The sequence below is a fragment of the Pseudomonas sp. WP18 genome, assembly GCF_036689585.1.
GTDB lineage: Bacteria > Pseudomonadota > Gammaproteobacteria > Pseudomonadales > Pseudomonadaceae > Aquipseudomonas > Aquipseudomonas chlororaphis_E.
In genome coordinates this window covers 5,096,646-5,116,360 of the sequence record NZ_CP144758.1, presented here as the reverse complement: position 1 = coordinate 5,116,360, position 19,715 = coordinate 5,096,646, and the positions used below count along the sequence as shown (strand labels likewise).

At 62.6% G+C, this 19,715-nt stretch carries 18 protein-coding genes; 10 read left to right on the top strand and 8 right to left on the bottom strand.

Annotated features, from left to right (window positions below; translation table 11 throughout):
- Positions 1–39: 39 nt before the first annotated feature.
- The 6 genes from xerD to V5F23_RS22675 all read left to right on the top strand — a co-directional run bounded on the left by xerD (position 40) and on the right by V5F23_RS22675 (position 6,862).
- Positions 40–936, top strand: a complete 897-nt coding sequence (xerD, locus tag V5F23_RS22700; RefSeq protein ID WP_047736764.1) for a site-specific tyrosine recombinase XerD — start codon at positions 40–42, stop codon at positions 934–936.
- A 287-nt stretch (positions 937–1,223) separates the two neighbouring features.
- A complete protein-coding gene (locus V5F23_RS22695) occupies positions 1,224–1,955 on the top strand; it encodes a DsbC family protein (protein ID WP_042730057.1) in 732 nt (243 codons plus the stop codon).
- 132 nt (positions 1,956–2,087) lie between these two features.
- Positions 2,088–3,392: a homoserine dehydrogenase gene (locus V5F23_RS22690; RefSeq protein WP_042730056.1), complete on the top strand. Its 1,305-nt coding sequence runs from the start codon at positions 2,088–2,090 to the stop codon at positions 3,390–3,392.
- 105 nt (positions 3,393–3,497) lie between these two features.
- Positions 3,498–4,907, top strand: coding sequence for a threonine synthase (gene thrC / locus V5F23_RS22685; protein WP_047736763.1), 1,410 nt, complete (start codon positions 3,498–3,500; stop codon positions 4,905–4,907).
- A 122-nt stretch (positions 4,908–5,029) separates the two neighbouring features.
- Positions 5,030–6,400 carry a transporter substrate-binding domain-containing protein gene (locus V5F23_RS22680; protein WP_338496618.1) on the top strand — a complete coding sequence of 457 codons (1,371 nt, stop codon included), beginning with the start codon at positions 5,030–5,032 and terminating at the stop codon, positions 6,398–6,400.
- Between the two features lie 174 nt (positions 6,401–6,574).
- Positions 6,575–6,862 carry a DUF3509 domain-containing protein gene (locus tag V5F23_RS22675; RefSeq protein ID WP_042730053.1) on the top strand — a complete coding sequence of 96 codons (288 nt, stop codon included), beginning with the start codon at positions 6,575–6,577 and terminating at the stop codon, positions 6,860–6,862.
- Between the two features lie 242 nt (positions 6,863–7,104).
- Here V5F23_RS22675 and V5F23_RS22670 read toward each other — a convergent pair whose 3' ends face one another.
- Entirely contained in the window at positions 7,105–8,304 is a 1,200-nt protein-coding gene (locus V5F23_RS22670) for a CaiB/BaiF CoA-transferase family protein (protein WP_047736759.1), read from the bottom strand.
- A gap of 147 nt (positions 8,305–8,451) precedes the next feature.
- Here V5F23_RS22670 and V5F23_RS22665 point away from each other — a divergent pair, with 147 nt between their 5' ends.
- From V5F23_RS22665 to V5F23_RS22655, 3 genes are all read left to right on the top strand, one after another.
- Positions 8,452–8,994, top strand: a complete 543-nt coding sequence (locus tag V5F23_RS22665) for a YaeQ family protein (protein ID WP_047736757.1) — start codon at positions 8,452–8,454, stop codon at positions 8,992–8,994.
- A 75-nt stretch (positions 8,995–9,069) separates the two neighbouring features.
- The gene (gene recJ / locus V5F23_RS22660) at positions 9,070–10,779 is read left to right on the top strand and encodes a single-stranded-DNA-specific exonuclease RecJ (protein WP_042730050.1); all 1,710 of its coding nucleotides are present in this window, start codon (positions 9,070–9,072) and stop codon (positions 10,777–10,779) included.
- Between the two features lie 349 nt (positions 10,780–11,128).
- Entirely contained in the window at positions 11,129–12,235 is a 1,107-nt protein-coding gene (locus tag V5F23_RS22655) for an NADH:flavin oxidoreductase/NADH oxidase (RefSeq protein WP_047736755.1), read from the top strand.
- Positions 12,236–12,419: 184 nt separating this feature from the next.
- On the opposite strand, the gene V5F23_RS22650 is transcribed toward V5F23_RS22655, so the two are convergent.
- Positions 12,420–14,048, bottom strand: coding sequence for a glucan biosynthesis protein D (locus V5F23_RS22650; RefSeq protein WP_047736754.1), 1,629 nt, complete (start codon positions 14,046–14,048; stop codon positions 12,420–12,422).
- Between the two features lie 364 nt (positions 14,049–14,412).
- On the opposite strand from V5F23_RS22650, the gene V5F23_RS22645 reads away from it, so the two are divergent.
- Positions 14,413–14,598 (top strand): hypothetical protein, encoded by a 186-nt coding sequence (locus tag V5F23_RS22645; protein WP_042730047.1) that lies wholly within the window; start codon positions 14,413–14,415, stop codon positions 14,596–14,598.
- 40 nt (positions 14,599–14,638) lie between these two features.
- On the opposite strand, the gene V5F23_RS22640 is transcribed toward V5F23_RS22645, so the two are convergent.
- From V5F23_RS22640 to V5F23_RS22615, 6 genes are all read right to left on the bottom strand, one after another.
- Positions 14,639–14,938 carry a type II toxin-antitoxin system RelE/ParE family toxin gene (locus V5F23_RS22640; protein ID WP_042730046.1) on the bottom strand — a complete coding sequence of 100 codons (300 nt, stop codon included), beginning with the start codon at positions 14,936–14,938 and terminating at the stop codon, positions 14,639–14,641.
- Positions 14,901–15,164 carry a transcriptional regulator gene (locus tag V5F23_RS22635; protein ID WP_042730045.1) on the bottom strand — a complete coding sequence of 88 codons (264 nt, stop codon included), beginning with the start codon at positions 15,162–15,164 and terminating at the stop codon, positions 14,901–14,903. The genes V5F23_RS22640 and V5F23_RS22635 overlap by 38 nt, the downstream gene beginning before the upstream one ends.
- Positions 15,165–15,310: 146 nt before the next feature.
- Entirely contained in the window at positions 15,311–16,735 is a 1,425-nt protein-coding gene (locus V5F23_RS22630) for a gamma-aminobutyraldehyde dehydrogenase (RefSeq protein WP_123579925.1), read from the bottom strand.
- An 81-nt stretch (positions 16,736–16,816) separates the two neighbouring features.
- Entirely contained in the window at positions 16,817–17,635 is an 819-nt protein-coding gene (locus V5F23_RS22625) for an ABC transporter permease (protein WP_047736749.1), read from the bottom strand.
- Entirely contained in the window at positions 17,625–18,569 is a 945-nt protein-coding gene (locus V5F23_RS22620; protein WP_123579924.1) for an ABC transporter permease, read from the bottom strand. The genes V5F23_RS22625 and V5F23_RS22620 overlap by 11 nt, the downstream gene beginning before the upstream one ends.
- Position 18,570: 1 nt before the next feature.
- Positions 18,571–19,608 carry an ABC transporter ATP-binding protein gene (locus V5F23_RS22615; RefSeq protein ID WP_042730041.1) on the bottom strand — a complete coding sequence of 346 codons (1,038 nt, stop codon included), beginning with the start codon at positions 19,606–19,608 and terminating at the stop codon, positions 18,571–18,573.
- Between the last annotated feature and the right edge of the window lie 107 nt (positions 19,609–19,715).

Genomic DNA, 19,715 nt, shown 5'->3' with positions numbered 1-19,715 from the left:
TGAGCACCCTGCGTAAGCCTGCATTTTTCACGAGTCTTTATGCCAGCCATCGATCATCCCTTGATAGACCAGTTCCTCGACGCCTTGTGGTTGGAGAAGGGACTGTCCGACAACACCCGCCAGGCCTACCGCAGCGACCTGGCCCTATTCAACGGCTGGCTGCAGGAACAGAACCTGGAATTGATCAACGCCGGTCGGGAACTGATCCTCGATCACCTGGCGTGGCGCCTGGAGCAGGCCTATAAGCCACGCTCAACCGCACGATTTCTCTCCGGTTTGCGTGGGTTTTATCGCTATCTGTTGAGGGAAAAGCTGATCGCGGTGGACCCGACCCTGCGGGTGGAGATGCCGCAACTGGGGCGCCCGCTGCCCAAGTCCCTGTCGGAAGCCGACGTGGAAGCGTTGCTGGCGGCGCCTGACCTCAGTGAAGCCATCGGCCAGCGCGACCGGGCCATGCTGGAGGTCTTGTATGCCTGCGGCCTGCGCGTCACCGAGCTGATCAGCCTGACCCTGGAACAGGTGAACCTGCGCCAGGGCGTGTTGCGGGTGATGGGCAAGGGCAGCAAGGAACGCCTGGTGCCGATGGGCGAAGAAGCGATTGTCTGGGTCGAGCGCTACCTGCGCGAGGCCCGCCACGAACTGTTGGGCGGGCGTCCCAGCGACGTGCTGTTTCCGAGCCGCAATGGCGACCAGATGACCCGCCAGACCTTCTGGCACCGTATCAAGCACCAGGCCAAGGTCGCCGGCATCGGCAAATCCCTCTCGCCCCACACCTTGCGCCACGCCTTCGCCACGCACCTGCTCAACCACGGCGCTGACCTGCGGGTGGTGCAGATGTTGTTGGGCCACAGCGACCTGTCCACCACCCAAATCTACACTCACGTCGCTCGGGCACGGCTGCAAGACTTGCATGCCAAGCACCATCCGCGCGGCTGAAATCTGCCGCGATGTTGTCAGTGCTGCCGCCATCGCGAGCAAGCTCGCTCCCACAGGGATTGGTGGTGGATGCGTAATTGCGGGCCGGCACCGACCAAAGTGTGGGAGCGAGCTTGCTCGCGATGGCGGTGTGTCAGCCTGCATCAATCCTCTAAGCGTCTTGCATCACCGGCATTCGGCCACGCGGGCCTTATGTGGTAGGCTTTGCCGGTTTGCACAGTGGGCGGCTGGAACCCGAATCCAAGGTCGGCGTTTCCCCGTCCCATTTGTTCGCCTCAGGAGTCCTCATGCGCTTGATCCAGATGTTCACCGCCGCCGCCATCGCGCTGGCCAGTACCTTTGCCATCGCCGATGACGCGGCCGACAAGGCTATCCGCAAGAGCCTGGAAAACCTTCAGCTCGAAGTGCCGATCGAAGCCATTTCGGCCAGCCCGATGTCCGGCCTGTATGAAGTCAAGCTCAAGGGCAGCCGCGTGCTCTATGCCAGCGCCGACGGGCAGTACATCGTCCAGGGCAACCTGTTCGAGCTCAAGGACGGCAAGCCGGTCAATCTCACCGAGATCACTGAACGCCAGGGCATCTCCAAGCTGATCAACGGCATTCCGGTTGCGGAAACCGTGGTCTACCCGGCCGTTGGCGAAACCAAGTCCCATATCACCGTGTTCACCGACACCACCTGCCCGTATTGCCATAAGTTGCACGCCGAAGTGCCGGAGCTGAACAAGCGCGGCATCGAAGTGCGCTACGTGGCGTTCCCGCGCCAGGGCCTGGGTTCGCCGGGTGACGAGCAGTTGCAGGCGGTCTGGTGCTCCAAGGACAAGAAGGCGGCCATGGACAAGATGGTCGATGGCAAGGAAATCAAGGCCGCCAAGTGCGAGAACCCGGTTTCCAAACAGTTCGCCCTCGGCCAGTCCATCGGCGTGAACGGCACACCGGCCATCGTTTTGGCCGACGGCCAGGTGATTCCGGGCTACCAGCCGGCGCCACAAGTCGCCAAACTGGCCCTTGGTGCCAAATGATCATGAATGATCCGTTTTTGAAGGTCACGGCTCGGCGAAAACCTTCGTCGGGCCGTTAAACACAAAGCCGCGTTGCTGCGCGGCTGTATTCACGGCCGACCCTTGCGTCGGCCGTTTCATGGGGAGTCAAGAGTGAATCCGGTCAAAGTAGGCATCTGTGGGTTAGGTACCGTCGGTGGCGGCACCTTCAACGTACTTCAGCGCAACGCCGAGGAAATTGCTCGTCGTGCCGGGCGTGGAATCGAAGTGGCACAAATTGCCATGCGCACGCCAAAGCCTCAGTTCCAGACGACCGGTATTGCGATTACCAACGATGTCTTCGAAGTGGCCACGAACCCTGAGATCGACATCGTCGTAGAGCTGGTGGGCGGCTATACCGTTGCCCGCGAGTTGGTACTCAAGGCCATCGAGAATGGCAAGCATGTGGTCACCGCGAACAAGGCGCTCATCGCCGTTCACGGTAATGAAATTTTCGCCAAGGCCCGCGAGAAGGGTGTGATCGTGGCGTTCGAAGCCGCCGTGGCCGGTGGCATCCCGGTGATCAAGGCGATCCGTGAAGGCCTGTCGGCCAACCGTATCAACTGGGTGGCGGGGATCATCAACGGTACCGGCAACTTCATCCTCACCGAGATGCGCGAGAAGGGTCGCACCTTCGAAGACGTGCTGGCCGAGGCCCAGGCCCTGGGTTACGCCGAGGCCGATCCGACCTTCGACGTGGAAGGCATCGACGCCGCGCACAAGCTGACGATCCTGGCGTCCATCGCGTTCGGTATCCCGTTGCAGTTCGACAAGGCCTACACCGAAGGCATCACCAAGCTGACCACCGCTGACGTGAACTACGCCGAAGCGCTGGGCTACCGCATCAAGCACCTGGGCGTGGCACGCAGCACCGCCAGCGGCATCGAGCTGCGCGTGCACCCGACGCTGATCCCGGCCGATCGCCTGATCGCCAACGTCAACGGCGTGATGAACGCGGTGATGGTCAACGGCGACGCGTCCGGTTCGACGCTGTTCTACGGCGCCGGTGCCGGCATGGAGCCGACGGCTTCCTCGGTGGTCGCCGACCTGGTGGACGTGGTCCGCGCCATGACCTCCGACCCGGAAAACCGTGTACCGCACCTGGCCTTCCAGCCGGATTCGTTGTCGGCCCACCCGATTCTTCCGATCGAGGCGTGCGAAAGCTCCTACTACCTACGGATCCAGGCCAAGGACCACCCGGGCGTACTGGCCCAGGTGGCGAGTATCCTGTCCGAGCGGGGGATCAACATCGAGTCGATCATGCAGAAGGAAGTCGAGGAACACGACGGCCTGGTGCCGATGATCCTGCTGACCCACCGTGTGGTCGAGCAGCGCATCAACGACGCGATTGCCGCGCTCGAAGCGCTCCAGGGCGTGGTAGGCCCTGTTGTCCGGATCCGCGTTGAGCATCTGAATTAATCAAAGCTGCAAGCCGCAAGCTGCAAGCTCCAAGTAAAAGCCGATCCGCTGTCAACTTGTAGCTTGCAGCTCGAAGCTCGAAGCTCAAACCAAAGGTTTGCCCCCATGCGCTATATCAGCACCCGCGGCCAGGCACCGGCCCTGAATTTCGAAGATGTCCTGCTGGCCGGCCTGGCCACGGACGGCGGCCTCTATGTGCCGGAAAACCTGCCCCGTTTCACCCAGGAAGAAATCGCCTCCTGGGCCGGCCTGCCGTACCACGAGCTGGCGTTCCGGGTCATGCGCCCGTTCGTCACCGGCAGCATCCCGGACGCCGATTTCAAAAAGATTCTCGAAGAGACCTACGGGGTCTTTTCCCACAACGCTATCGCACCGCTGCGTCAGCTCAACGGTAACGAGTGGGTGATGGAGCTGTTCCACGGCCCGACCCTGGCATTCAAGGACTTCGCCCTGCAATTGCTCGGCCGCCTGCTGGACTACGTGTTGCAAAAACGTGGCGAGCGCGTGGTGATCGTGGGCGCCACCTCCGGCGACACCGGCTCGGCCGCCATCGAAGGCTGCAAGCATTGCGAGAACGTCGACATCTTCATCCTGCACCCGCACAACCGTGTCTCGGAAGTGCAGCGTCGGCAGATGACGACCATCTTCGGCGATAACATCCACAACATCGCCATCGAAGGCAACTTCGACGACTGCCAGGAAATGGTCAAGGCCAGTTTCGCCGATCAGGGTTTCCTCAAGGGCACCCGGCTGGTGGCGGTGAATTCGATCAACTGGGCACGGATCATGGCCCAGATCGTTTATTACTTCCACGCAGCCCTGCAACTGGGCGGCCCGGCCCGTTCCGTGGCGTTCTCGGTACCCACCGGCAACTTTGGCGATATCTTCGCCGGCTACCTGGCGCGCAACATGGGCCTGCCGATCAACCAGTTGATCGTCGCCACCAACCGCAACGACATCCTGCACCGCTTCATGAGCGGCAACCAGTACGTCAAGGAAACCCTGCACGCCACGTTGTCGCCGTCGATGGACATCATGGTCTCGTCGAACTTCGAACGCTTGCTGTTCGACCTGCACGGTCGCAATGGCGCGGCCATCGCCGGCCTGATGGACAGCTTCAAGCAGGGCGGCGGCTTCAGCGTCGAGCCCGAGCGCTGGACCGAAGCCCGCAAGCTGTTCGATTCCCTGGCCGTGGATGACGCGCAAACCTGCGAAACCATCGCCGAGGTCTTCAGCCAATGCGGCGAGTTGCTCGACCCGCACACCGCCATCGGCGTCAAGGCCGCCCGTGAGTGCCGTCGCAGCCTGGACATCCCGATGGTGGTCCTGGGGACGGCCCATCCGGTCAAGTTCCCGGAAGCCGTGGAGCAAGCGGGTGTAGGAAAAGCGCTGGAACTGCCTGCACATCTTTCTGATTTGTTTGAGAGAGATGAGCGTTGCACCGTGTTGCCCAACGACCTGGCTGCCGTGCAGGCCTTTGTCAGTCAGCATGGCAACCGCGGAAAGCCACTCTGACCGCCTGAACCTGTCACATTTTGAAGCCCGTCTCCTGACGGGCTTTCTTGTTTCTGCATGCCAAACTGATCGGGTTTTCGGCCCTGGGAGGGACGAGCGAGTCATCTCGAAGGAAAGTGCAGATGTTGTTTTTTATCAAATCCGAACCCTTGCGCAGTTGGGTGGCAGGCCTGGCGTTGATGTACTGGGCGCCGTGGGGCGGGGCGACGCCGTTGGCCACCGTCCAGGCGCCACCGCTCAACCCTGGCGAACGGCTGGTACTGGACGCCCGGGAATTGAAGTGGATCAGGGAAAACCCGCGGGTCGTGGTGGCCTCGATGCAGTTTCCGCTGTACCTGTTCAAGAATGAGCTGGGGCAGTGGGACGGCTTGAACCACGACATTCTCCAGCGCATTGCGCTGATGACCGGCCTTGAGTTCGTGCACCGGGAGTCATTTTCCCCTGGCCAGTTATTGACCATGCTGGAGAATGGCGAGGCGGACATGACCGCCAATCTGGCGATGAATGACGAACGCCGGGACTTCCTCCATTTCAGCCATGCATTTGGCGGCTTCGGCTGGGTATTGGTCGGCCGGGCCGGGGAGACGGTGCTCCATTCGCTGGAGCAGCTCAAGGGCAAGGTCCTGGCGTTGCCCGCCCGGCATGCCCTGGAGGCGGAGATCCGGCGCGACTACCCGACCATCGAGTTGCGCACGGTCAAGACGTATGGGGAGGCGCGGGCGTTGGTGGAAAGCCGGGAGGCCTTCGCCACCATCGAGAACGAAACCAGCGTGCACCTCTACCCGGCGGGGCAGTTGCAGGTCGGCGCCAGCCTTGAGGGGCGCTGGGAACCGGACTACCTGGCGGTGCGCCAGGACCTCACCCCCTTGCTGGGGATCCTGAACAAGGCGCTGGAAGGGTTTCCGGCCGAGGACATGCGCGCACTGCGTGCCAAGTGGCTGGCGGGCACGCTCCCCAGCCCTGCGCCTTCGCTGTGGCAGCGCGTGTCGACGTGGGGGTACTGGTGCGTGATCACGGTCGCGCTGTTCGGCCTGTTGTCCGTGCTGTGGAACCGTCGGCTGCAGATCCAGGTCGATCAGCGCCTCAAGGCCGAGGCCGTGCTCAAGGACCAGTTGATGTTGCAGCGGGCCTTGATGGACGCGATTCCCGATCCGATCTTCATCCGCGACCTGGAAGGGCGCCTGATCATGTGCAACAAAAGTTACGAAGACCTGTTGGCGACGCGTTTCGAAAAGCTGCGGGGCACGCGATTGACGGATTCCAGCGTTTTCCCCCCGGCCACCGCCGAACAGCTGCATGACGAAATGATGGAGCAGTTGCGCACCGGACAATCCCGATTTGCCGACCGGCAACTGCTGTTCAACGGCGGTTTGCGCAATATCTACCATTGGTCGGTGCCGTTCTACGGGGCCGATGGGCAGTTGCGCGGGCTGCTGGGCGGCTGGAAGGACGCAGGGCGCCGTTGGTGTCGTTCCGGTGGCTTGTTGGCCTGATCCCGCAGCGTTCGCGGTGCGCCGGCCTGTTGTTTGCCTGTCACATTGCACGCGCATGCTCGGTTGAACGAGGCCCAGGTGTGCCGCCTCGCTGCGCTGGCGAACTTTCTGTTGCGGCCCACGGTCATTTACTGGGTACACGCAGTTGTTTTCGGACTATTGAAGGGTGAGCGAATGGAAAGTATCAGCCTATTGCTGGGTGAGGCTTTGAGCCCGTATCAGGTCTCGCTGACTCCCTCTGGCGCCAAGGGCGAATGCCTGGTGACGCTGAAGAATGCCTCCGGGGCCATTATGGTCGAACGAGTGTTCAACCAAGCCCAATTGACCGACAAGCGTCAGCTGACGGACGTGGTCGACGGCCTGCACCGCGATGTACTGATTGCCGAGGGGCGCCTGGAGCCCTGTGTGATAGCGGCGCTGCGTAACCTGGCGGGCGACAAGGTCATGGTTGCCCCGAATTGACCCGAGTTCGTGGGAACCTTCCTACGCTTTGGTGAGTCAGACCTTTTACCAACAAGAGCGAGCATTGTGCTCCGGTGCTCGTCGCTTGTTGTACTAACCATGAATGGTTACGTTTAACCCCGAGTTGTCTCCCCACTGCTCGGGGTTTCTTTTTGCCTGGCGTTTGTGTTTTAGCGCGCAACCTTTGTGGGAGCAAGCTTGCTCCCACAACTTGATCTTCAGTGACGGCCCGCTGTGGTGTGTCAAATAGCGCCGTCGGTGCGCAGCTTGGCGATCTGCTGTGCATCGTAGCCAAGCTCGCCGAGCACTTGTGCGTTGTGTTCCCCCAACGTCGGCCCGACCCAGTCGCAAGTGCCCGGCGTGTCCGACAGTTTCGGGACGATACCGGGCATCTTGAACCCCTTGCCGTCTGGCAACTTGGCCTGCAGGAACATTTCCCGGGCGAGGAATTGCGGGTCGTTGAACATGTCCTCGGCGCTGAATATCCGGCTGGCCGGCACGCCGGCCTGGTTCAACTGTTCGATGACGACATCGAGGGGCAGTGAATTGACCCAGCGGTCGATGACGCCATACAACTCGTCACGGCGGGCGTCACGGCCATCGTTGCTGGCCAGTTGCGGGTCATTGGCCAGGTCGTCGCGACCGATGAGCTGCATGAAGCGCTTGAAGATCGCGTCACCGTTGGCGCCGATCTGCACGTGCTTGCCGTCGGCGCTGGTGTGGATCGACGACGGTGTGATGCCGGGCATGATATTGCCGGTGCGCTCACGGATGAAACCGAACACGTCGAACTCCGGCACCATGCTTTCCATCATGGCGAAGATCGCCTCGTACAACGCCACGTCCACCACCTGGCCGGTGCCGCCGTTGACTTCGCGGTGGCGCAGGGCCATGAGCGCGCCGATCACGCCCCAGAGTGCGGCGATGGAGTCGCCGATGGAAATCCCGGTGCGCACGGGCGGACGGTCTTCGAAGCCGGTGATGTAGCGCAGGCCTCCCATGGATTCACCCACCGCGCCAAACCCTGGCTGGTCTTTCATCGGCCCGGTCTGGCCGAAACCCGACAGCCGCACCATCACCAGCCTGGGGTTGAGCGCGTGCAGGACGTCCCAGCCCAGGCCGAGTTTTTCCAGCACGCCGGGCCGGAAGTTCTCGATCAGGATGTCGGCTTCGCCGATCAGTTTTTTCAGGATCTGCAGGCCTTCGGGGTGTTTCAGGTTCAGGGTCAGGGATTGCTTGTTGCGCGCCTGGACGAACCACCACAGGGACGTGCCTTCATACAGCTTGCGCCACTTGCGCAGCGGATCGCCGCCATCCGGCGATTCGACCTTGATCACCTCGGCGCCGAATTCACCGCAGATTCGCGAAGCGAAGGGCCCGGCGATCAGGGTGCCCAGTTCGATGACTTTGACGCCGGCAAGGGGTTTGGCAGTGAGCGACATGGCGGATCCTGTAGGACAAGGCAGAACGAATAGAGCGTTTTATCATAGGCCAGGGTCAGTCGCCGCAGGTTGATGGTCGGCAATTCGTGGATTGCCCGCGTCATCGGTTAGACTTGCCGCCTTTCCCCGTATCAAGAAGCCCTGTTCATGGCCCAGCCGTCCACGACCTACAAGTTTGAACTGAACCTCACCGACCTCGACCGTAATGTCTACGAGAACGTGAAGCAGACCATCGCCCGCCACCCTTCGGAGACCGAGGAACGCATGACCGTGCGTCTGCTGGCCTACGCGCTCTGGTACAACGAGCTGCTGTCTTTTGGACGTGGTCTGTCGGATGTCGATGAGCCAGCGTTGTGGGAAAAAAGCCTGGATGACCGTGTGCTGCACTGGATCGAAGTCGGTCAGCCCGATGCCGATCGCCTGACCTGGTGCTCGCGCCGCACCGAGCGCACCAGCCTGCTGGCCTACGGCAGCTTGCGCGTCTGGGAAGGCAAGGTGATTCCGGCGATCAAGAACCTGAAGAACGTCAACATCGCCGCGGTGCCCCAAGAAGTGCTCGAAACCCTGGCCCAGGACATGCCCCGGGTGATCAAGTGGGACGTGATGATCAGCGAGGGCACGGTGTTCGTGACCGATGACCGCGGTCAGCATGAAGTCCAGTTGCAATGGTTGCTGGGCGAGCGTGGTTGAGCCACCACGGCATCAAGCTCCCTCGCCACAAGTCATCAAAATTCCACAGCTTTATAGAGAAATGTCCGTCACCCCATGCGCATAGAACCCCGCCAGCTACCCGACACCCTGCCGTTTCTGGGGGACCTGCCGCCCTTGTTGACTCGCTTGTACGCCGCCCGTGGCGTACAGTCCGAGGCCGAGCTGGACAAGAGCCTGGCGCGCCTGATTCCGTTCCAGCAGCTCAAGGGCATCGACGCGGCGGTTGACCTGTTGGTGGTGGCGCTGGAGCAGCGCCAGCGGATCCTGATCGTCGGCGACTTCGACGCCGATGGCGCGACCGCCAGCACCGTCGGCATGCTGGGGCTGCGCCTGCTCGGTGCGGCCCATGTCGACTACCTGGTGCCCAACCGCTTCGAGTACGGCTATGGCCTGACCCCGGAAATCGTCGAAGTCGCGCTGGCTCGCGAGCCGCAGTTGCTGATCACCGTCGACAACGGGATTTCCAGCGTGGAAGGCGTGGCGGCGGCGAAGGCCGCGGGCCTCAAGGTGCTGGTCACCGACCACCACTTGCCGGGCCTCGAACTGCCGGCGGCCGATGCCATCGTCAACCCGAACCAGCCTGGCTGTGAGTTTCCGAGCAAGGCGCTGGCCGGGGTCGGGGTGATCTTCTACGTGCTGATGGCGCTGCGGGCCCGCCTGCGCAGCCTGGGGTGGTACGCCAGCACGCCGCAACCGAACATTGGCGAGTTGCTCGACCTGGTGGCCCTGGGCAGCGTCGCCGACGTGGTGCCCCTGGACGCCAACAACCGCATCCTGGTGCACCAGGGGCTGGAGCGGATTCGTGCCGGGCGCGCCCGTCCGGGCATCAAGGCGATTCTGGAAGTGGCCAAGCGCGACCCTTCGCGCATCACCTCCACGGACCTCGGGTTTATCCTTGGGCCGCGCCTGAATGCGGCGGGGCGCCTGGATGACATGAGCCTGGGCATTGAATGCCTGCTCACCGACGACCCGGCCCTGGCGCGGGAGATGGCCGCGCAACTGGATGGCATGAACCAGGACCGCAAATCCATCGAGCAAGGTATGCAGCGCGAAGCCCTGGCCCAGCTCAAGGAGTTGCCGGTGGAGTCGATGCCGTTCGGCTTGTGCCTGTTCGACCCGCAGTGGCACCAAGGGGTGATCGGGATTCTCGCCTCGCGGATGAAAGAGCGCTATTTCCGACCGACCATCGCCTTTGCCGACGCCGGTGACGGCTTGCTCAAGGGCTCGGGACGCTCGGTGCCGGGGTTCCACATTCGCGATGCGCTGAGCGTGGTGGCGGCGCAGCATCCGACCCTGATCAGCAAGTACGGCGGCCACGCCATGGCGGCGGGGCTGACGTTGCCGGAAGCGAATTTCCCGTTGTTTGCCGAGGCGTTCGACGCCGAAGTGCGCAGGCAACTGCGCGACGAAGACCTGACCGGGCGGCTGTTGTCGGACGGCACGTTGGCGGTCGAGGAGTTCCACCTGGAACTGGCCCGGGCGCTGCGTCATGCCGGGCCCTGGGGCCAGCATTTTCCCGAGCCGATGTTCCACGGCGTGTTTCAGTTGGTGGAACAGCGGGTGGTGGGCGAACGGCACTTGAAGGTGGTCCTCAAGAGCGAGTGCGGCTCGGTGAAGCTTGATGGCATCGCCTTTGGCATCGACCGCGAGATCTGGCCCAACCCTACCGTGCGCTGGGTGGAACTGGCCTATAAGCTCGACCTCAACGAGTTCCGCGGCCAGGAAACTGTGCAGTTGATGATTGCCCATATCGAGCCGCGGTAAACACACAGATTCCCAAGGCGATGATCTCCCTGTGGCGAGGGGATTTATCCCCGCTGGGCTGCACAGCAGCCGCAAATTGGCTGACGAGGTATGCCAGGTACACCTCGATGCCAGGTTTTGGGGCTGCTGCGCAGCCCAGCGGGGATAAATCCCCTCGCCACAGTAGCTTGTTTTAGATTCTGAACCCTGCCTTATCCCACGTTGTCGACTAGGCTCTAAGCACTGCTTGATAGCCCTTGTGACGTCTTGTCGATTTTCGTTGCCCGCGGGGGCGGGTGTTGCGCTTTTGTCACTCGTCGACTGTTCAAACAGAACCCTGGAGCCTGCCCACTGATTCGAGAGGTGCCCCATGAGTCTGCTGCTGGAACCCTATACCCTTCGTCAATTGACCCTGCCCAATCGCATCGCGGTCTCACCGATGTGCCAATATTCGAGCGTCGATGGCCTGGCCAACGACTGGCATTTGGTCCACCTGGGCAGCCGCGCCGTTGGTGGCGCCGGCCTGGTGTTCACCGAAGCCACCGCCGTCACGGCTGACGGCCGTATCACCGCCCAGGACCTGGGGCTGTGGAACGATGAACAGATCGAACCGCTGCAACGCATTACCCGTTTCATCACCGCCCAGGGGGCCGTGCCGGGTATCCAGTTGGCCCACGCCGGACGCAAGGCCAGTACCTGGCGCCCCTGGCTGGGCAACCACGGCAGCGTGAAGCCGGCGGATGGCGGCTGGGTGCCGGTCGGTCCGTCACCGATCGCCTTCGACCCGCAACACACCCAGCCGGTCCAGTTGGACGAGGGGCAGATCGCCGGCCTGATCCAGGCGTTCGTCGATTCGGCCAAGCGCGCCCTCACCGCCGGGTTCAAGGTGGTCGAGGTCCACGCCGCCCACGGTTACCTGCTGCATCAATTCCTGTCGCCCTTGAGCAATCAGCGCCGCGATCAATATGGCGGTTCGTTCGAAAACCGTATCCGCCTGGTGCTGCAAGTCACCGAAGCGGTCCGGGCGGTCTGGCCTGAAGAGCTGCCGGTGTTCGTGCGCGTTTCCGCCACCGACTGGGTCGAGGACGGCTGGAACCCGGATGAAACCGTGGAGCTGGCACGGCGCCTCAGGGCGTTGGGGGTGGACCTGATCGACGTGTCCTCGGGTGGCACCGCCGCCAACGCCGAGATCCCCACCGGCCCTGGCTACCAGACCCGCTTTGCCGAACGGGTGCGCAAGGAATCGGAAATCGCCACCGGTACGGTGGGCATGATCACCGAACCGGCCCAGGCCGAACACATCCTGCGGACCTGCCAGGCAGACATCATCTTCCTGGCCCGCGAATTGTTGCGTGATCCGTACTGGGCCTTGCACGCCGACGATGACCTGGGCGGGCGCAAGGCCGTGTGGCCGGCGCAGTACCAGCGGGCGACGCATCGGGACCAGCCGATCCATGAATCGGATTTGCGCGATTGAGTGTTTGGTAAAACAAAAAAGCCCTGGTCGTCATTGGCCGGGGCTTTTTGCTTATCTGAAATCGTGAGTGTTGGTACTGCCGTCTTCGCGAGCAAGCTCGCTCCCACAGTGGATTCGTGTTGTTCACACGTAATCTATGGGAGCGGGCTTGCTCGCGAAGGCGTCATCCCTGACGCAGCAGGGCTCAGGGATACTTGCGCTTGTCCGGCGCTGGCGGGAAGTACTGGTACAGCCAGGTCTCGCTCAAGGTCCGGTCCTTGGTGCGGATGAACAGGCGCATCTGCACCGGGTCGACGCGGTCGTCGGTCGGGTACCAGTCGAAGGTGATGCGGTAGCCCTTGATCGCGTCCAGCACCAGTACGTTGAAATCCTTCACCTCGCCATGGGAGCAGGTCACCACCGGTTCGATGCCAGTGCCCGGTGGCAACTGGTCGAGACCGCCGCCGCTGAAGTCCACGGCGAAGCGGCGGGCCCAGACGGTCGGGTAGTGTTCGCCCGGCGCCCAGCCTTCGATGAAGCCGCCCATGCCCGAACGGGTTGCATCGACATGGGCCAGGTCCGTGCTGACCGGGGGCAGGGCGCTCCAGTAGAGTTTGTAGCCGTAGTTCAACGAGTCGCCGGCGGCCACCGGTTTCTTCGGTGTCCAGAACGCGACGATGTTATCCAGAGTTTCGCCGGTCGTAGGAATTTCCAGCAGGTCGACCGAGCCCTCGCCCCAGGCCGTCGTCGGCTCGACCCACAGGCTCGGGCGCTTGCTGTACCAGTCCACGGTGTCCTGGTAGCTGGCGAAGTCATGGTCGGTCTGTACCAGGCCGAAACCTTTCGGATTGTTGTCGGCAAAGGCGTTGAATTGCAGGGTGGCGGGGTTGTTCAACGGACGGCAGACCCACTCGCCGTTGCCGCGCCACATGGCCAGCCGGTCGGAGTCATGGATTTGCGGATGGATGGTGTCGCACATGCGCCGCTCGACGGTGCCGCAACTGAACATGCTGGTCATCGGCGCGATACCCAGTTGTTCGATGGCGGTGCGGGCGTTGATGTGCGCATCGATTTCCATCACCACACGGGTCGGTTGGCAATCGATGTCGAACCGATAGGCACCGGTGGCGCTGGGGGAGTCGAGCAAGGCGTAGACCACGAAGCGGGTGCTGTTCTTGTCCGGGGTTTCGAACCAGAACTTGGTGAAGTCCGGGAATTCCTCGCGTTTCTTGGCGTAGGTGTCGATGGCCAGGCCGCGAGCCGACAGCCCGTACTGGCCGCTGGCATCGACGGCGCGGAAGTAGCTGGCCCCCAGGAACGACACGATGTCGTGGCGGGCCAGCTCTGGCGCCTTGAACACGCGAAAGCCGGCGAAGCCCAGGTCACCCGTCAGTTGCGAGGTGTTGACCGTGGTTTTCTCGTAGTTGAACAGCTCTGGGCGGAAGTGCACCTCACGGGCCATGCGGGTCTTCGGGTCGAGGCTGTACATGCGCACTGGCTGCTTGAAGCCCATGCCGACGTGGAAGAACTGCGCGTCCAGTTGCCGACCTTCCAGCTCATTCCACAGGGAGTGATTGGCGTCGTACTGAATGGCGTTGAATTGCAAGGGCGACATCTGCGCCAGGGTCGGCGGCAAGACTTGCTTGGTGTCGACGTAGCGGCTGGCGGCCAGTTTGCGGGCCTGGTCTTTCAGTGAATCGAAATCGAAGGGACGGGCTTCGCCGTCGGCGGTCTGATCAGCAGCCCAGGCGCGCGCGGCCATGAGCCCTGAGGCTGACAGCCCGGTGTAGGCGGCAAAGGCCATGGAGGCCTTGAGCAGGTTCCTGCGGTGCATAAATACAACCTTTCTCGAAACAATCCCGTGCCCATCCTGGCAACAGAAGACTGATGAAGGAGTTCGGACATGCCTTTGGCCAAACGCGACGAACGTTAGAACAGATGCCTGAGAGCTGGATCGGTTCACCGAGGCGCAAAATCATAGGGGATGAGCGGGTGCCGGGAGAACGGAAAGCGGGGCTAAGTCAAAATTTCTTACAGTTATTTCTTTTTTTATAAGGATTGCGGCATTTTTTGACTAATTACTCTAAAACTCCCTTCTCCCGGTTGGAAACCTCCCTATTCTCTAGCGTGACAGGCGATCCACGCCGGGATCCACACGCGCTATCAGTTACATTCGACGTACAGAAGGACATACGCTCATGACGAAAATACAGGGCATCGCTGAAATACTGGGGATCTTTCCAAACCTGACTCATGGGCGCAGGTCGCGGCGCTTGAGCCTGGAAGAACTGAAACTGGTGGAGCGCTATCGGGAACTGTCGGAAAGCGACCGGATCGCCATGCGCTACCTGGTGGATGCAATGAGGAGTGTTTCGAGGTTCTAAGGGCAGGATCGGCGGCCGGAGTGGGCGGGCATCACCGATGTCATTCCGGCGACCAGTCCTGTGGACGCTCGTTGCGTTGGTGCAATATCCGCAGAATCTGCACTTGTGCATGCACCATACGGTAGGGGATAACGAACGGGTAGCGTGTCAGCACCAGCTCTCGGATATCGGGTGCGATCGAGGGGCGGCCCGAACCCGGAAAACGCTGCAGGCGTTGCAAGGTTTCCAGGATCGTGATGATGGCAGCAGCTGCACCGTTCTTGCCGAGGGCAGCTTGGTAGTGTTCGTGAATCGAGTCGAGGTCACTCTGTGCTTTGTCGGTCAGTACGATGCTCGGCACGCTTTGCCCACTTAGCCTTCACGGCGTCCAGGTCGGTCAGGTTTCCAGCGTCGGCGTCTGCCACGCCTTCGCTGATGGCTTGCAGATGCCAGGATTCGGCCTCCACATATCGGACCAGTGCACGCTTGAGGTGGTATTGACGATCGCGGTCGGTGGCGATGGCCAACAAATCCAGCTGTTGGGCCAGACCTTCTTCCACGCGAAAGGATAAAACGGGCGAGGCCATGGCTGATCTCCTAGGGTGTATACGTTGTAGACACCCTAGGTTCTGCCAGGATTTCCGTCAACCGGCGAACGTGCATCGATCGACGAAAACCTTAGCAGGACCTCGACCCGGCAACCGTGGGCATGTGTTGCCAACGTTGTCTTGACTCAGTGCTTGAACATCACATGGCGCACCACCGTGTAATCCTCCAGCCCATACATGGACATGTCCTTGCCGTAGCCGGAGCGTTTCTGACCGCCATGGGGCATTTCGCTGACGAGCATGAAGTGGGTGTTGACCCAGGTGCAGCCGTATTGCAGGCGTGCCGCCAGGCGATGGGCGCGACCGACGTCGGCGGTCCATACCGAGGACGCCAGGCCGTAGTCCGAATCGTTGGCCCAGGCCAGCACTTGCGCTTCATCGAGGAACGGTGTGACGGAAACCACCGGCCCGAAGACTTCCCGGCGGACGATTTCGTCATCCTGCTGGGCATCGGCCAGCACGGTCGGCTCGAAGAAGAACCCGTTGCCCTCCACGGCCTTGCCGCCGGTGACCAGGCGAATATGCGCCTGGGCGATGGCGCGCTCGACGAACCCGGCCACGCGGTCGCGATGCTGGGCGGTGATCAGCGGGCCCATCTCGGTGTCGGCGGCGGTTTGCAGGCCGTACTTGATGCTGCTGACCGCCGCGCCGAGTTTTTCGACAAAAGTGTCATAGATGCCTTGCTGGGCATAGATACGGCAGGCGGCGGTGCAATCCTGGCCGGCGTTGTAGAAGCCGAAGGTGCGGATGCCTTCCACCGCGGCGTCGATGTCGGCGTCGTCGAAGATGATCACCGGGGCCTTGCCGCCCAGTTCCATGTGCGTGCGCTTGACGCTGTCGGCGGTGCTGGAAATGATGTTCGAGCCGGTGGCAATGGAGCCGGTCAACGAGACCATGCGCACTTTTGGGTGGGTCACCAGGGGCTGGCCAACGGTCGGCCCGCGACCGAACACCACGTTGAACACGCCGGCCGGGAAGATCTCTGACGCCAGTTGCGCCAGGCGCAACGCCGTCAGCGGGGTCTGTTCCGATGGCTTGAGCACCACGGTATTGCCGGCGGCCAGGGCCGGGGCGATTTTCCAGGCGACCATCATCAGCGGGTAGTTCCACGGTGCGATGGAGGCGACGACGCCCACCGGGTCGCGACGGATCATCGAGGTGTGCCCCGGCAGGTACTCGCCGCCGGCCGAACCGTTCATGCAGCGGCTGGCGCCGGCAAAGAAGCGGAACACGTCGGCGATCGCCGGGATCTCATCGTTCAGCGCGGCGCTCAGGGGCTTGCCGCAATTGTCCGACTCCAGCTTTGCCAGTTCCTCGCCGTGGGCCTCGATGGCGTCGGCCAGCCGAAGCAGCAGCAAGGAGCGGTCCTTGGGGGCCACCTGGGACCAGCTGTCGAACGCACTGTCGGCGGCGCGCACGGCGGCGTCCACCTGGGCTTCGCTGGCCTCGTTGATTTCCACCAGCACCCGGCCCAGCGCAGGGTTGAACACGGCTTGACCAGGCCCTTCGCCGTCCACCAGGTGGCCGTTGATCAGTAGTTTGGTTTGCATCTCCCTGTCCTCCTCTCGCTGTTTTGTTTTTTGTGGCAGAGAGCCGCTCGCTCCCTCACTGGATAGTCGTCAGTGGCTGATTCATTTTCCCCCGCTGCCCGCCACGCTTTCGCCTCCTCGGGTCAGGTAATAGGCCCCCAGTATCGGCAGCATGGTCACCAGCATCACCAGCATCGCTACCACGTTGGTCACCGGCACGTCGCGGGGCCGGCTGAGTTGATTGAGCAGCCACAGCGGCAGGGTGCGTTCGTGGCCGGCGGTGAAGGTGGTGACGATAATTTCGTCGAACGACAGCGCAAACGCCAGCATCCCGCCGGCCAGCAACGCCGAGCCCAGGTTGGGCAGGATGATGTAGCGGAACGTCTGCCAGCCGTCGGCCCCCAGGTCCATCGACGCCTCGATCAGGCTGTGGGCCGTGCGGCGCAGGCGCGCGATGACATTGTTATAGACGATCACTACGCAAAAGGTTGCATGGCCGACGACGATGGTGAACATCCCCGGCTCGATCCCCAGGCTCTTGAACGTCGCCAGCAACGCGATGCCGGTGATGATCCCCGGCAGGGCGATCGGCAGGATCAGCATCAATGAAATGGCCTGCTTGCCGAAGAATTCACGCCGGTAAAGCGCCGCCGAGGCCAACGTGCCAAGCACCATGGCGATCAGCGTGGCGATGGCCGCGACCTGCAGCGACAACTTGATCGCTTCCAGCACGTCGGGGCGTGCGAAGGCGACGCTGAACCACTTCAGGGTCAGGCCCTTGGGCGGAAAGCTGAACGCCGCGTCCTCGGTGTTGAACGCGTAGAGGACGATGATCAGGATCGGAAAGTGCAGGAATACCAGCCCGCCCCATGCCGCAAGACGCAGCCCCCAGGACGCTCGGGACAAGGAGTCAGAGTGCATCGAAAGCCCCCAGGCGCTTGACGATGGACAGGTACACGGCGATCAGCACGATCGGCACCAGCGTGAAGGCGGCCGCCATGGGCATGTTGCCGATGGCCCCTTGCTGGGCGTAGACCATGCTGCCGACGAAGTAGCCCGGCGGCCCCACCAGTTGGGGCACGATGAAATCCCCCAGGGTGAGTGAAAAGGTGAAGATCGAGCCGGCGGCGATGCCTGGGATCGACAGCGGCACAATCACCTGCATGAACGTCTGGCGCGGTTTGGCGCCCAGGTCTGCCGAGGCTTGCAGCAGCGACGGCGGCAGGCGTTCGAGGGAGGCCTGGATCGGCAGGATCATGAAGGGCAGCCAGATGTAGACAAACACCAGGAAGCGCCCCAGGTGCGAGGTGGAGAGCGTGCTGCCCCCGACGCCGGGGACGCCAAGCACGAACTGCAGCAACGGCCCCAGGCCCAGTTGCTGGATGAACCACTGCGCCACGCCGCCCTTGGCCAGCAGGAGCGTCCAGGCATAGGCCTTGACGATGTAGCTGGCCCACATCGGCAGCATCACCGCGATGTAGAAAAACGCCTTGGTCTTGCCTCGGGTGTAGCGCGCCATGTAGTAGGCAATCGGGAACGCGACGATCGCGCTGGCGATGGACACGACGATGGCCATGCTCACGGTGCGCAGGATGATGTCGACATTCGAGGGTTGGAACAGGGCGACGAAGTTCGCCAGGGTCAGGTCCGGCGTGACGGCCATGGTGAAGTCGTCGAAGGTGTAGAACCCCTGCCACAACAGGGTCAGCAGCGAACCCAGGTAGACCGCGCCGAACCAGATCAGCGGCGGCACCAGTAACATCGACAGGTAGAGGTTGGGGCGTCGGTACAACAGGTTGGAGAACCGTCGCAGCGAGCCCGATGCGGTGGCGGAGCGCAAGGCCGGTGTGTTCATGTCACGCCTCGCCCGGGACGCTGTCGTGCAGGGGGATCATCGCCTCGCGGGCCCAGCGCACGGCCAGGTGCTGGCCGGCCTGGTGGCGGGTCCCCGGGTCGTCCCATTGGGTGTTGGCCTGGCTGAGGTTCAGGACCTGGCCGTTGGCAAGCTTCAACTCGTAGCGCGTGGCGCTGCCCTGGTACTGGATGTCGTGGAGCAGGCCGTGGACTTCGATCTCATGCGCGGCCAGCGGGCCGTCGGCAAACCGCAGGTGTTCGGGGCGGATCGAGAAGGGCTGTGGATAACCGCTCAGGGTTTGCGCCAGCTCGCCACGGATCACGTTGGAGGTGCCGACGAACTCGGCGACGAAGGTGGTCGCCGGCTTCATGTACAAATTGCGCGGGGTGTCGACCTGTTCGATGCGCCCCTTGTTGAACACCGCCACGCGGTCGGACATCGACAGCGCTTCGGTCTGGTCATGGGTGACGAAGATGAACGTGATGCCCAACTGGCGTTGCAGTTTTTTCAGCTCGCCCTGCATCTGTTCCCGCAGCTTCAGGTCCAGAGCCCCCAGGGGCTCGTCCAGCAGCAGCACCCGCGGGCGATTGACCAGCGCGCGGGCCAGGGCCACGCGTTGGCGCTGGCCGCCGGAGAGCTGGGCCGGCTTGCGCTCGCCGTAGCCGCCCAGGGCGACCATCTCCAGGGCGTCTTCGGCGCGCTTGATGCGCTCGGCCTTGGCCACGCCCTTGACCTTCAAGCCGTAGGCCACGTTGTCGCGCACGTTCATGTGCGGGAAGAGGGCGTAGTCCTGGAACACCGTGTTGACGTCCCGCTGGTAGGGCGCCAGTCCCGTGGCTTCCTCGCCGTGGATGCGGATCGAGCCTTCACTGGGCTGCTCGAACCCGGCGATCAGGCGCAGGCAGGTGGTCTTGCCCGAACCGGAGGGGCCCAGCATGGAAAAGAACTCGCCGTCCTGGATATCGATTGAAACCCGGTCAACGGCTTTCACATCGCCGAACTGACGGGATACCTGGGTGAATTGGACTGCAAGCGTCATGGTGCGGGGCTCCAAAAAGCGGGGCGGGTATGAACCTTCAATGATTGGCACGCGACCCCGTGGCGAGGGAGCTTGCTCCCGCTGGGTGGCGCAGCCGCCCTAAAACC

What these genes read in the sequence shown, in the direction of transcription:
- V5F23_RS22680 (WP_338496618.1), top strand. Translation starts at nt 5,030, where the DNA reads ATGTTGTTTTTTATCAAATCCGAACCCTTGCGCAGTTGGGTGGCAGGC.
- recJ (WP_042730050.1), top strand. Translation starts at nt 9,070, where the DNA reads ATGCGCATAGAACCCCGCCAGCTACCCGACACCCTGCCGTTTCTGGGG.
- V5F23_RS22620 (WP_123579924.1), bottom strand. Translation starts at nt 18,569, where the DNA reads ATGAACACACCGGCCTTGCGCTCCGCCACCGCATCGGGCTCGCTGCGA.
- V5F23_RS22645 (WP_042730047.1), top strand. Translation starts at nt 14,413, where the DNA reads ATGACGAAAATACAGGGCATCGCTGAAATACTGGGGATCTTTCCAAAC.
- V5F23_RS22650 (WP_047736754.1), bottom strand. Translation starts at nt 14,048, where the DNA reads ATGCACCGCAGGAACCTGCTCAAGGCCTCCATGGCCTTTGCCGCCTAC.
- V5F23_RS22675 (WP_042730053.1), top strand. Translation starts at nt 6,575, where the DNA reads ATGGAAAGTATCAGCCTATTGCTGGGTGAGGCTTTGAGCCCGTATCAG.
- V5F23_RS22630 (WP_123579925.1), bottom strand. Translation starts at nt 16,735, where the DNA reads ATGCAAACCAAACTACTGATCAACGGCCACCTGGTGGACGGCGAAGGG.
- V5F23_RS22665 (WP_047736757.1), top strand. Translation starts at nt 8,452, where the DNA reads ATGGCCCAGCCGTCCACGACCTACAAGTTTGAACTGAACCTCACCGAC.
- V5F23_RS22670 (WP_047736759.1), bottom strand. Translation starts at nt 8,304, where the DNA reads ATGTCGCTCACTGCCAAACCCCTTGCCGGCGTCAAAGTCATCGAACTG.
- V5F23_RS22625 (WP_047736749.1), bottom strand. Translation starts at nt 17,635, where the DNA reads ATGCACTCTGACTCCTTGTCCCGAGCGTCCTGGGGGCTGCGTCTTGCG.
- V5F23_RS22655 (WP_047736755.1), top strand. Translation starts at nt 11,129, where the DNA reads ATGAGTCTGCTGCTGGAACCCTATACCCTTCGTCAATTGACCCTGCCC.
- V5F23_RS22635 (WP_042730045.1), bottom strand. Translation starts at nt 15,164, where the DNA reads ATGGCCTCGCCCGTTTTATCCTTTCGCGTGGAAGAAGGTCTGGCCCAA.
- V5F23_RS22695 (WP_042730057.1), top strand. Translation starts at nt 1,224, where the DNA reads ATGCGCTTGATCCAGATGTTCACCGCCGCCGCCATCGCGCTGGCCAGT.
- thrC (WP_047736763.1), top strand. Translation starts at nt 3,498, where the DNA reads ATGCGCTATATCAGCACCCGCGGCCAGGCACCGGCCCTGAATTTCGAA.
- V5F23_RS22615 (WP_042730041.1), bottom strand. Translation starts at nt 19,608, where the DNA reads ATGACGCTTGCAGTCCAATTCACCCAGGTATCCCGTCAGTTCGGCGAT.
- xerD (WP_047736764.1), top strand. Translation starts at nt 40, where the DNA reads ATGCCAGCCATCGATCATCCCTTGATAGACCAGTTCCTCGACGCCTTG.